Consider the following 14,517-nt stretch of genomic DNA (forward strand, 5'->3'; position numbering starts at 1 on the left):
TGAGTTACCAAACCCAATAATCGTAATATTCTTTGGGTAGGTTTAAAGCATCTAACCGCAGTCTTAATGCTTCCATGATATTGTAACCATCTATACCGTCGGTCATTTGTAGCTGATACTTATTGGCACAAATAATCAAAAATGTTTCATAGTTAGGCGCCACTCGTTTTATCGGAACATTTTCTTCCCAATATAACTCATGATCAATGGATAAAATTTCCCCTTCTTTATAATCGCTTTTTGTTCCCGCAACGTATATATCATCGATATCATTACTAGCAATAAATGTTAGATCGTGCATTTTTTGTATGTCTTGAATTTCTTCCTCTCGATCATTCCAATACAATAATCGGTCTACAGTCTCTTCTCGTTTATCTTTACATACGCTAATCTTATAATTACCAATAGTTACCTGCTTTATGTCATACGTTTTAATAAAGTTTAAATATGATTCAGGCAATGTTGTAAATGCCTTTATTAGTTTAGTATATTCCTCATCTGGTATACCCGGAACGGAAATGAGTATATCTTCAGCAATTATTGGAGATGCCGTCGCATGTTTACGACAATGTTCGAGCAGATCCTCTATATTTAATATCATTCTGTAACCTCCTTAATATATGTTTCCGGATGATGGTTCATCCTATTAAATAGTTTACCTTTGTGCATTGTATCAGGTAATGGAATCGCTATATTTCCATGATTAATATGATGATGCTCTAAGATTTCATTCAAATATTTCCCGTGTTCAGGAAAATATTTAAGCCATTCAGAATCCACTTTGGGAGAAATACCGTCCCTAAATCTACCTAAATTGGTCTCACTCCAAATTTCTGGAAATACAGTATCATATTTTTCTCTGAAATGTTTCCAAAATTGAACACTATCACGTGGAACACCAAGCTTTGTCAATGGAGTAGAGGGCGTTACTTTAAATGCTGAACAATCTATAGAAAGTGGTCCCCCTTTTAACGGACAAATTCTACACACAAATCCTTCTGTTCCAGCACGAACCTGGTCTTCTAATACATGATTAATAATTTCGTACCTAGTTTGTACTTTTACGGCAGCTTCTGCTACTGGAGCTGCGGAGGACGCTGCCTCTGCTACTGGAGCTACGGACGCAGCAGCACGAGCTTCACCTGCGGTTGCAATCTCTAATGGGGTGCCTATTGCAGGTGGGGCTTTCCGTGTAAATGGTAGAAACCCGCTTCCCATAGCATGAGGATCAGGTCGCCATTGCCCAAACTCTTGTCCTGCGGCTCTAAGTCGATTGAGCAATCCTCCACTCTCTGCTGTCGCTGCAGCAGCTGTAGTTAATGGGACTCCCCTTGCAAACAACCCTCCTGTCGGCATATGGCTTCCCATCGTCAGATCTGTGGTTAATCCTACCAAATGAGCCATTGCCACATCTTCTTCACTGTGGGCATTCTGTAACAGTCCCTCCGTCATGGCTTTACCCGCCAAATGACCTAACATCATACGGTATGTAAATTGCGGAGCCAATACTGCCAAGGTTCCAACCATTCCTGCTGCACCTGCAGTTGCCTGCCTCTCTCGCCATTCAGGATCAAATACACCTAACCGTTCACTAGCTTGGTGCAAATCCATAAACTCTTTACGCCACTCTGGTGTATTCTTTTCAGCCGCTGACATCTTCTGCATCTCTTGTGTTCGAGCTTTAATATGCTGTAACTCCTGTTCAATCTGATATGCAGACGTCTTCTTATACTCTGCATCTGCTACGTTTTGCGCCAACTGTCCGGGTGTTAACATATTCACCAGAGCTTCATTTATCTTCTCTTTTTGTAACTCCGTATCTTTCGCTGCCGCAGCTGCACGTTGGGCTGCAAGGTCACGTTGCCGTTGGGCTTCGGCTGCACGCTTGGCTTCCGCTTCTGCCGCTTCCTTAGCTATCAGATCCTTAACAAGCGTTGGGTTTTCTCTTTCAAATTGATCACATATAGCTTTCAACGCGTTACGCTGCAATTCCTCGGCAGCGTCTGCTGCACGTTGGGCTGCCTCACGTTGCCGCTGGGCTTCTAACGCGGCTTGTTCTGCATCCCTTCGCGTAATCTGTTGAGAGGTTGTCTCGGTCTTTTCGTGGAACATCACGTTCGGTAATTCAAATCCTACAGAATCCTCTCCCAACTCTAATCGTCCACTGTAACCGGGCGCATACGCTGCTGCCGCACCTGCTGCATCACCTGTCGATGTAAAGTGTTTCGTCAAATTCACTCCATACCGTCGGTCGTATGTTTCAGCAGTTATCCTTTCAATGGCTAGCACCTCTACCCCATCACACTTAAACTCAGCTTTGCCGTCCACAACTTTGGAACTGTCCCCTCCTTTAACTCCAAACCCAACGCTGCTAACAGCATCCCACCCGGTCTGTCCCAGATCCTTTAAGCTTACTGAAGCATTCCAACCTGCACCATCTTGGGCATGTGTATCTGCCTTATCTACCAGGGTCAACTTCCGAATTGTCCCTGTCCCCATGACCCCCTTCAACTGACTGCCATAAATCACAAGCTCATCTACCGGATGTCCAGGTGTTCCAAACCGCATAAACTGTGCCGTTTGTCGCGTCGGCACATACGTACGACGCTTATGGGTCGCCCATTCTCCATGGACAGACACGGCAACGTGACTCTGCACCTTTTAGATAGTATGGCGCGAGGCGTGTTCGTGTTAATCCCCGCCCCAATACTTACATCCTTTAATCTTTGCTTTTTCAAACGCTTCTTTTAACGTGGGTGAGATGATGATAGGGGCATGAAATTTTGTATCTCGAGCGATGTGATTACGCCCCATACAATCATCATGAAATACATATTTCTCGTATCCTCTAACACGTCCACTATCAAAATATTTGTATTTGCTCTTCTCAGGATCAGAAACATCTACCTCATTCAAGATATTAACGGCCTTATATTCTGTAATATTACCATCTTTGCATTGAATCAATGTATCAAATATCTGAATCTGTTCTGGACATAACGCAGTCAAGATTTCGATTGCTTTAGGACTAAATAAATAATTATGAGGGGTATTCACTTGAACTAGATCATACTTTCGAATCTTACCCATAGTTGTTAACACTTCAAACCGCAAGTTATAATCATAATTTATGTCTAATGGTTTTACGCGCATAAATTCATAAATTTCAGTTTGCATTGGATCCCCTAAATATTCCCCAATATAACTGTTGGGATAGAGATCGAGACCTCTTAAGATATATGGTTTACTCAAGTTATTCTCCTCCTGTTCTAGTGGGCAACCCTAACGATTCACGAGATGTCTTGTTTAATTGGATTTCTCCGTTTTTTAATTTTACTCGAGTTTCCGTAATAATACGCTCTAATGCTTCACGATATTGAGATTGGTCCCACCCAGCTGAACGACCTTCTTCAAACGCCACTTTCATATCCAAAGCCAAAGCTTCACTATACGTATTCACATGTTTACCCTGATGAACTGTTCGATAAGTTGTAGATAGTTCAGCAGCTGTACCATCAGGTAATAGTATACGATTTCCCATATCATGTTCCAAGTCATATCCTGCAGCTTTCACCAATGGATGATTCTTTGTATGACGATTCGTCCAGCTGATAATGTGATGTGACTGACACCCCTCAACACCTGTCACGTGCAGTTGAGTTACTTTGTCACCAGTAGCCGTCACAACTTTTACAGGCTCTCTCTTAATACTCAAAGGAGCCTCAGTAACAGCAGCTTCTGCTACTGGTGCTTCTACTGCGGCAGCAGCAGCACGAGCTTCACCTGCGGTTGCAACCTCTAATGGGGTACCTATTGCAGGTGGGACTTTCCGTGTAAATGGTAGAAACCCGCTTCCCATAGCATGAGGATCAGGTCGCCATTGCCCAAACTCTTGTCCTGCGGCTCTAAGTCGATTGAGCAATCCTCCACTCTCTGCTGTCGCTGCAGCAGCTGCTGTAGTTAATGGGACTCCCCTTGCAACCAAGCCTCCGACTGGCATGTGGCTTCCCACCGCCAGATCTGTGGCTAATCCTACCAAATGAGCCATTGCCACATCTTCTTCGCTGTGGGCATTCTGTAACAGTCCCTCCGTCATAGCTTTACCCGCAAAATGACCTAACATCATACGGTATGTAAATTGCGGAGCCAATACTGCCAAGGTTCCAACCATTCCTGCTGCACCTGCAGTTGCCTGCCTCTCTCGCCATTCAGGATCAAATACACCTAACCGTTCACTAGCTTGGTGCAAATCCATAAACTCTTTACGCCACTCTGGTGTATTCTTTTCAGCCGCTGACATCTTCTGCATCTCTTGTGTTCGAGCTTTAATATGCTGTAACTCCTGTTCAATCTGATATGCAGACGTCTTCTTATACTCTGCATCTGCTACGTTTTGCGCCAACTGCCCGGGTGTTAACATATTCACCAGAGCTTCATTTATCTTCTCTTTTTGTAACTCCGTATCTTTCGCTGCCGCTGCTGCACGTTGGGCTGCAAGGTCACGTTGCCGTTGGGCTTCGGCTTCCGCAACGCGTTGTGCTTCCGCTTCAGCTGCGCGTTGTTCTTCCGCTTCTGCTGCTTCCTTAGCTATCAGATCCTTAACAAGCGTTGGGTTTTCTGCTTCAAATTGATCACATATAGCTTTCAACGCGTTACGCTGCAATTCCTCGGCAGCGTCTGCTGCACGTTGGGCTGCCTCACGTTGCCGCTGGGCTTCTAACGCCGCTTGTTCTGCGTCTCTTCGAGTAATCTGTTGAGAGGTTGTCTCAGTCTTTTCGTGGAACATCACGTTCGGTAATTCAAATCCTACAGAGTCTTCTCCCAACTCTAATCGTCCACTATACGATGGGGCAAACGCAGCTGTCGCGCCTGCTGCATCACCTGCTGGTGTGAAGTGCTTCGTTGCATTTACTCCATACCGTCGGTCGTATGTTTCAGCAGTTATCGTTTCAATGGCTAACACCTCTACCCCATCACACTTAAACTCAGCTTTACCGTCCACAACTTTGGAACTGTCCCCTCCTTTAACTCCAAACCCAACGCTGCTAACAGCATCCCACCCGGTCTGTCCCAGATCCTTTAAGTTTACTGAAGCATTCCAACTTGCACCATCTTGGGCATGTGTATCTGCCTTATCTACCAGGGTCAACTTCCGAATTGTCCCTGTCCCCATGACCCCCTTCAACTGACTGCCATAAATCACAAGCTCATCCACAGGATGTCCAGGTGTTCCAAACCGCATAAACTGTGCCGTTTGTCGCGTCGGCACATACGTACGACGCTTATGGGTCGCCCATTCTCCATGAACAGACAGCGTCTTGCCTAAACTTAAGCTCACACCTCCCGATGTATCCTTGCTGTCAGATTCATAACACACAACTCCAACTTCAACACGATGTGCATTCAAATCCATCACCATCGCATTCGCATCGCTGCCATTTAACAGCAACGTATCTGCCCTCATTTTTAACCCAAACAATGCTTGGATCGATCCTTTATGGGGCGTCTTTCGCGTCACATGGCTATCATAAAAGGATATACCAATACTGATCATATTCTCAAGACTTTCTAGTCCTTTCTCCCACACTTTCTCAAGACCATTTACACAGACTGCTTCGATTAAATCCGCCATTTTACACGCCTGCATCACAACATTCGCGGCTCCAACACTCGCTCCAATCCATTTATAGTCGTGCTGACTGTTAACCATAGTACAGAATTCACTGATCGCTGTTCCTAAACTTACCGCATTCAAACTCAGCATATCTATCAAAGGCGTCGCTGCTGCTTTTAAGGCTTCAATGACTTCATCCTTTGTGGGCTCACTTTTTTTCTTTTCGGTTAACTCTTTTACGGCCGAATCAAAGCGTTGCTTCATCATGTCCTGGACGACATCAACCAACACAGACATCACGCCGCCCATATGTTCAGCCATGATTTTCTTTGCTTCTTCCTCTGCTGACGGAGCTTTCGCTGCTATCGCATCCTTTGTATCATTACAACAATCATTGATAATCGCAGAAATTGCTCGACCTATTACCCCAAAGTCGGGTGTCCATCCAGATGTATGTGTCGTGCTTTCGCTAATCGCCTCATTCATCGCTATCGATTCACCTGCTACAAGTTCAGCAAATGCGCCGGCTAAACTGGCTCCCTTGCCTCGCACCATTCCTTTTGCTTTTAATCTAACCGTGGCTCTTTTTAGTTCAGCAACATCAGGATCATCCTCTAATGTTTTCTTATGGGCTTCAGTTGCAACGCCCAACATTTCCGCCAATAATGCTCCCATTACTTCCGGATTATTTAAGACCTTTTCTAACGTAACTAAGTTAGGCATTGAATGCAGGCGCGTGACTTTTAATGCCTCTTCATGTTTTTTTTCTGTATTATATGAAACTATTCCAAGGAACCTGGATACTGCTGTACTTGAAAGGGGTGTTACTAACGCATCAGCAACAACATTTCCCGCAGCAAGTGCTGTAATTGGACCTCGTAATGCTTCTCCAAACACTGTTTGTACTAAATGAAGACCGCTAACATCCACATCACTTCCAGTACTTTCTAACGTTGTGGCTGACGCTGCGTTTAGTAATGTAATTGTTTCTACATAATGTGGTTCTTGGTAGCGTGTTGTTTTAGTATTACACCCAAACCATCCACAGCTTTCCGTTTTGCTTTTCCATTCAACGCTAACAGAAGGCGACAGATATAACCTAGCCCAACACTGAATAATAATTTCTTTTCCATCAAATATGCTACCAGGGTAAATATTAACATACCCGCGCTTTGCAACAATAACGGTGAGTTCTTTCCCTCCAACAACAGAAGCGCGCCATTTGGAAGAATCCCAATACGGTCCAATATCCAAATCTCCCTGTTCAACAGTAAGGTAGACTGCCTGACCTGCTGTAATTTCACCTGATAATTCCAAATGGTTATGTGCTGTCAATCGTAAGGTTTTTGCAGCGGGAATTACCCCATTTGCTTTCATGACATCTTCAGCAGCAATATCAACCACATCTGCTTGAATAGATGCTATTGGGGCAGTAACCCTGGCTTGATATCGCTGTGGTAAATAAAGTTGTGGTATATGCTTTACAGTTCCATCTAAAAGTGTCACTGGTTCATACACAATAACTATACGTTGTAACTTATTAGCAACTTCTTCTACGTCGCGTTCGGTAGCACCGATTCCATACGGCTGGTTATCCGACGTTACAATATCCTTCATTTCACTAATAAATGCGGCTGCTTGTTCTTGCGTTGCTGGTGCCATTGCATCACGACGCACAGCATACGCCATTGCAGCTTCGCGTCTGGGTTCTAATTTTATATATTTTCTTAACTCTATTGGCAATGAAGATATATCCCCATACAGCGACAAATACTTTGTAAATGCATGGGTTGCTTTATAGAAGGCTTCTCGCGTATCAAAATCTTCGCTATCTAAAATGTTGACGCAACAGCTCATTGCTAACTGCTGAAAAAGCTTATATTCAACTAAAAATGAGTGGCTAATCTGCATTAATCCACCTGAAAAATCTCCAATCACAGGATATAATCTTGTCGCAAACGTTTTAAGTATTGCTTGAGTAGCAGGATCGATTTGCAACTTTAACCAAACATCTAATGTATTGCTTGGCTGGTCTAACAATCCATAAAAGAAATCATCCTGGTCTAAACGTGCTATTTCTTCAGATGAAACCTTGGGATCCGAAATTTCAACACCATTATCGTCCAAATCAACAACTCCTGATGTCCGTCCAGCTTTTACATTCATCGCGCTGAAGATGCCTACAATAATAATAACTGGCCCTGTGTGGGTTGCAGCGGCACCTGCAATTGTAGGCGGCATATATTCCGGAAGATCAAACTTTACACCCGCTGGGGTCAGTGACATCGCCCCTTTGGCTAAAGTCAACGGTGTTTCATCTCCTGATGAAACTGTGGTAGTAGCCGTGTAAGCCCGTGCAGTTAGTTTCTCTCCTGATAACATACCCTGATTCACAAAGCTGGTTGTGTTAGACGAGTTGTCCTTAACCTCTGAATCATTAACGAATATTCCCCCTCTTCCAATAACAGAGGTATTGTTTGCATGAATTGACTGGTCTAAGACTTCAATTCGTCCACCTGCTAGTGGTGTTACCCGACTCCCACCCTCTAATTGAATGGAGCTTGAAGTAACCCTTCCGGATTTATCCAAAACACGAATAAGTTTATATAAAATAGATAAATTTTCGAACTTTTGACCGTTAAAATTTATTTTGCCATTCACGTATACACGACCACATTTATTCAAGAATGTTGCACTTCGTCCACCCGCTGTTCCAACCGTTAATGTTCCACCAACGTCAATAAAGGTAGCTTCATTATCATGCCACTCATCCGTTGGATTTAACCATTCATTTTTGAATGAGTTTGTGACTGTCGCATTCCCAGAAACTCTAATCCATGACGTGCGATCAAATGCTGCTGAGCATGAAAAATTCCCACTATACAGATTGGATACATCACGTGCAGTCAAATTACCATTTACCTGTAAATGCCCCTCGGCACACCTAACGCCATTAGCTACAGCTAAATTTCCTGCTAATACGTTTGCTTGATCAATAAATAAGTCATCTGCTGAACAGTTGCCAGATAGGGCAGACAATTGAGCCCCTGGTCTTACTTTAACTGCTTTATTAAAAATCCACCCTTTTCCAGTATCAACAATACCCGTGATTTCTTGATCCACACTTGACCAAGTATACAATCGCCCTTTAATCTTAATCGGCTTACCTTCATTGAAATGGCTCGTTGTCAATCCAGTTAACGTCAAAGAATGAGGATATTCAATACCATGCGATGATACAAACGATGATGTTCTGAATTCTAAATTGCTATCTTTTAAGAAATTGGGCAATGTTGTAAGACAAACTGGATGAGGTAAAATTAATCTGAACATATCAACGGCTTTAATTTGCAATTTTTCTACTTCTTGATATTTTCCACCGTTTAGAAAGTCATTTTGTTCCAACTGGTTAAGTCCAGTTAAATCCCATTCCACAACATGACCACTAATTACAGCATTAACATGTCCAGACTTTAACTTGCGCTTTATGACGATGGATCTCTTTGAGATAAGGGTCAAGTGATGCAACGATAACTCTCCACCCGCTGGAATCAGGATATCCCCATCAGCTTCAATTGATGGTCCAAGATGGATTAATTGCGCCGCCGAAAATGTAATGCCGCCACTAGCTTTTAACCTACAAACACTAATTTTTTTGGCTGAGTTTAACGAAATTGATCCACCGGATTCAACTAACTCTACCTCAAGAGTATTTGCCGCTGTTATTACTACTGATCCCGCAGCTATTACTTTAACACCTTGCACCAGTTTACAACCAATCGTAACCGTTTTTCCGAAAATTGCTTTTTTATCTGAATGCATATCCGAAGTTAACTCCGTAGTAGACTCTCCCCCAATAATCACATTGTTTTCAGATGCAAGAACACCGTTTTGAACTATCTTTGCTATGTTAATCAAAACAAGATCTGCTTTAGTCTTAATCTCACCCAAATTTTCTAATGTTTGAATATTGCCCCAAACAATATTTTTATCAGTCGTAATGCTACCTGTGGCTGTCACAGACACTGTGCTGCCTGCTGTGGCGCCAACAATTTCTAGCTCAGGACAAGAAATTCGAGCACTAACGTGTAGTCGTGACATATTAAGTTTTATTTTTTCCGCAACGGTTGTTTCTTGTGTTACGTGAATTTCAGATGCAGTAATCAATACTTGTTTTGCTTTAAAACCGCCGTTGACGATTCCAGTCGTTGCAGATATATTGATGGTATCAGCATGTATATTCCCTAATTGAAGCGTCTCTTTGTCTCCATAAATCAATGAAAACTTACCACTTGCGTTAAAGGTACCCTTTGCGCCTGAATATCCAACTCTTGCAAGCGTCACATCACCTTTGACATCAATGGTTCCATTATTGATAATAAAATTAGGAACAGTTACAGTCGAATCTTTAGTAAAACTATGCTGCATAGTGATTGTTCCCGTTGCTGCATTTTCAATTCGCAAGGTGTTAGTAGTAAATAATTTTGTTGTAGTAATTTTCCCGTTATTACTTAACAACGATGAAAGTGCATTTACGCCCGTTAAATTTAAATGACCACATATTAAGGATGAACCTAATTCTACCACAAATCTATCAAACTTAGCGGTAAACTGAGCAACGTTCACATTCCCTCTTATTGTTACGTTACCCGAATGCACAACAATCTGACCAATTTGATCAACTGTTACTCCCGATTCAAAGAATACCATGTTCGTTGATGAGATCTCTAAACACTCGGTGTGAACGCCTGCACCTATTTTGATATTCGCTCCGTTAATCTTGATATGCTTAGCCGTTACATTTTGTAATGTATAGTCACCTCTACCCGCATCAATAGTTAATGTGCTTAAGAACTTAAAACGACTCAAATCTTCACTGGGTTTAGCGGTGTAGGGTTCATCAATAATGATGAGAGTATCGGCGGAGATATCATTAAAAGCCGCAAGCCTTTTAAACGCTACCTTTCCAGTTTTTGATTCAATTCTTACACCATTTAAGTGCGCAGCATCGGCCTGTACCTCTGCAGCAGCGCCAACATTTCTAAATGCTGCAAGATTGCTTAAAAATAACGCATCAGCATGAATTCTTCCGCTATTCTCAACGTTACCGCGCAATGTTCCAGCTGTCCCGCCAATAGCTACTGTCTCACCAACAAAATGCCCCTGATTAACAATAGAAGCACCTGAAGACAGCGTAACTGCTATTTTTCTCGCAGCGGCTGTTGCACTACCAATCCCTCTAATAGTGCTGCCAGAACCAGCCGTCATTGATCGAGCCACAGAAAAATCTACATCACCGATTACAAGAACAGAATTTGCTAATATCTTTGCCGTATCTGCACTAACTGTTAATGACCCAACTGTATTACTGCCAAGCACAACTTTGTGACCCGTCAACGTTCCTTGGTCAAATTTAGCTTTTTTCATATCAATGCACGGCACATTAATCGTTGCGGTTTTCACCTCCGTATCTCCGGCAAATATAACATCAAAAACCTTGTGTTCCGTAAATGTGATGGTGCGTTTTTTTCGATTCCGAAGGGCAGTATTGATCTCTGCTATATCTGCTCTTCGTTGGCGTTCATACGTCAAATACTCTTGAAAGTTCATGCGCTTCGTTGCTGTTGATAATACTTTTGATCTTTGCAAGTAAGTACCTGGTTCCTCAACATATTCAGTAATTTCATCGGTAACACGATCAATTCGTTTTGTCTCAAAACGGATTCTTTGCCACGGAGGATTATTGTAAGCGTCTATCTCTTTTTGTTTCTTTGCTTTATATGCCGCAACGTCTGTTGCTGGCATTTCTGTTGTCATTACACTCAGTGCCTTTTTGGGGGATCTATAATCAACACCGTCTTCCTCAACGCGTTCAACGATGGTTACCATCGGCACAGCTGTTTTTGATAAGGCGACGTCTAGTGTCGTTGCATGCAATTTTCCAGTTGATTCTAATCGCCCACCTTTCACTTTAATTGCTTTGGCGGTTAATATCCCGTCATCAATAAGCTTTCCTCGCTCAAGTTCTAAATCTCTTTTTACCCTAACCACGGCCTCTTGGTGAATTAGCAAATACTTTTCAACGCTTCCAGAAAGAGAATCAACACTATGTTTGCCCGCTGTGAAAAAACCAATCTCAGTAGAAATATTTAATGTTCCATCAATCTTTGAAGTACCTAAAAATGCAAACACAGGTGTGTGGAGTGTTAAGTTCTTTCTTGCAAGGACAGTTTCGACAAACCATACGTTAGCATTCCAAACTCCCTCTGCATTTTTTGCAGCTTTTTCTCCTTCGCACACTTTCAACACTATACTTTCTTTAAACTCTAAAGTTCCGTAACTATAGAAACGCTCTTTAATGTTTAACTCCGCGGCATTGTGTACAGAAATCACAGCATCTTTCTGATTTAATAATTCCCTTAAAACAACTGGTGCATGAATGGCAGCTTGAATTGTTCCATGGTTATCTACAATCATTTCAGGGGTAACAAGTGTTAAAGTTGATACCACAACCTTGCCGTGATTTGTTAAAAGACTGGTATCAAGAACGATATCAAGCGTAGAATCTACCGATTGAGTAGGTGCAAACTGAAATTTACTTGTGTTTGCAATTTCAACCGTATTTGCCTTCACCTTTAGCTGTCCTATCCAAGCCAGGTCTCCTTCCAATTTAATGGATTCGGCAGATATTAAATTTTCAGATTCATCTAATACAACAAGTTTTCCTTGTAATGTAACCGCACGATTAAGCTTAACAAGTAACCTCTGCGTTTGAATATTTCCATTAATCGTTAACGGATCAGTTACTGTTGTCAAATTATCAAGCTCTTTATCCAACACTACTAATAAACCAACATCTAAGACCCCTGGGGATGTAATATATTCTGAGTTACATATGAAAACGCTATCATAAATGAACACAGCTGCACTTGTATCGTTAAAAAAAGAGCCTCCTGAGTACATTTTTCCAGCAACAATGCGACCTGTATTATTCACACGATTGACTCTGCCTTTTTGAGGGGTTCCCATTAATATTTTACCTGAAGTAAGCCCTTGCAGATCCTCTCGTTTTTTAATCGCTCCTAACTTTGCTTTAACATCGTCGTTAGTGATATCATCCGTTATAGCTAGAATATGACCGCTGTTATTCAATATCGCGTAATTGAATTTTAACATAAGATCTTGATCAACCACTGTCTTGCGACCGCATATAACCCCAGTGTTATTAAGTTCTTCACCCTTCAGTTGTAGCAATTTAGAAACATTAATTAGCCCATCATTTTGAAAATGCGTTACAATTCCTTTAACTTCATGTGCAACAATTTCACCGGATGCGTGCGTAAACTTTTTAAGTTCCATAAATTCCAGAGCGTCTTGCGCTTCAAGATGACCTTTGTGTTCAACTTCTCCACCTTCAAATGTAAAGACATGTGCACTATGCATCCCATCTAGAGTTGCTTTTTGCGACACGTTTAAAATGACCTTGCAGGAGAGGGCTATAATTTGTTTAGAATTTAAATGATCTGCAATAATGTCGACTATGACACCTTTGCCATTGTTAGCCAACGCTTCAATGTCTATGCGCGTTGCAGACAACCGAACATCGCCAGTCAAAACTGACATTGTACCCACAGAAATAGAATCAGCCGCATGGATATTAATACCCTGTTCAAACCTCATGCGTCCTTTATTCTGAAACGATATCAACCCAGACAAGCTCACTTGCTCATGTACTATAAAGCTGTCCCCATCTACAGAATTAGAATTATCAAAATGCTGCAATGCGTGCACTACCAGACGTCTAGCGTTTATTCTTCTGCGATTGCGCAGTGTGTGCAGGTTAACAACAGTCACGCAATCTGAAATTTCAAAATCGGCTTTATTCTCCCACTCGTTCTCCACATCAATGTCTAGAAAACTACATCGATATTTTCCAGCAGTCTCTAAATGTTTTGCTTTAAAACTTAACCTATCTGCTACTATTTCAGTTTCTACATCGGTGCTTATTATCCGATTAGCCACTACAAATAAATTTTGAACAACTATGACTCCCTTTAAATAGACGTTCGCATCGGTTTGTAATGTTAAATTACAGTCATGCATTCCTTTGGAGGTATGACCTTCTACGTAAATATCTTTTGTGGATGTAATGAATAAATGATCGGATGTTGCCTGGGTTGTAACATGTACAGTTCCGTCATCTTTAATATCCAGATAGCCCAACGATTCCCTTCCCTTAAAAAGGTTTACGCGAATCTTGGTGCCAGTTCCATCTTTATCCAGCTTTAGAGTTAATCCTTCATGTTCAATCTGAGAATGAATCGGGTAATCATTTAATCTGAAACTTCCATTTCGAGGCGACCTTTCTGGAGAATCAGGTCGAAGATGTTTATGCTCAAATCGCTCTACATGCAGAACTTGCCCAAGAGCATCTTGCTCTACTCTAAAATCAAATGCATCTGCTAATACGGGGCTAACAATAAATGTTGTCGAACACAGCCACGATATTAATTGATGTTTGCGTTGTTTTGCATTTAATACATTTTGGGTAAGATTCAGCGGATGCGATTGAGGCATATATATTCTCCATACATAAAACAGGGGTTAAAAGAATTAGGTGAGAAAAAGGTCTGATGATAAAGTTTTGAGGGCATGAAGCAGCCACACAGACGCTGTGCGACACAGAAATATATGTAATATATAAATCGAATCAAACTCTAACCTTCGAACATTTTTTCTAATTTTTAAGTTCGTGTAAAAAACAACCGCTAGAATTATTATTCATTTTATATAATTTATGCTTATATTTTTTGAAAAATTGAGTCAAGCTAAACTTGTTAAGTTTTTAAAAAAAAATCTCACAAGTAAGCATGGGGAAACAAGATTTGCTAAAGAGGTTGACG

At 41.7% G+C, this 14,517-nt stretch carries 4 protein-coding genes; all 4 read right to left on the bottom strand.

Annotated features, from left to right (window positions below; translation table 11 throughout):
* Positions 1-4 precede the first annotated feature (4 nt).
* Entirely contained in the window at positions 5-601 is a 597-nt protein-coding gene (locus CPBP_RS01095; RefSeq protein WP_350332214.1) for an SMI1/KNR4 family protein, read from the bottom strand.
* Positions 598-2,640 carry a hypothetical protein gene (locus tag CPBP_RS01100; RefSeq protein ID WP_350332215.1) on the bottom strand — a complete coding sequence of 681 codons (2,043 nt, stop codon included), beginning with the start codon at positions 2,638-2,640 and terminating at the stop codon, positions 598-600. The genes CPBP_RS01095 and CPBP_RS01100 overlap by 4 nt, the downstream gene beginning before the upstream one ends.
* A gap of 51 nt (positions 2,641-2,691) precedes the next feature.
* Entirely contained in the window at positions 2,692-3,177 is a 486-nt protein-coding gene (locus CPBP_RS01105) for an imm11 family protein (RefSeq protein WP_350332216.1), read from the bottom strand.
* Between the two features lie 76 nt (positions 3,178-3,253).
* A complete protein-coding gene (locus CPBP_RS01110) occupies positions 3,254-14,191 on the bottom strand; it encodes an AHH domain-containing protein (protein WP_350332217.1) in 10,938 nt (3,645 codons plus the stop codon).
* Positions 14,192-14,517 lie beyond the last annotated feature (326 nt).

Origin of the sequence: Candidatus Bodocaedibacter vickermanii, assembly GCF_014896945.1 — a bacterium.
Taxonomy (GTDB): domain Bacteria; phylum Pseudomonadota; class Alphaproteobacteria; order UBA6184; family UBA6184; genus Bodonicaedibacter; species Bodonicaedibacter vickermanii.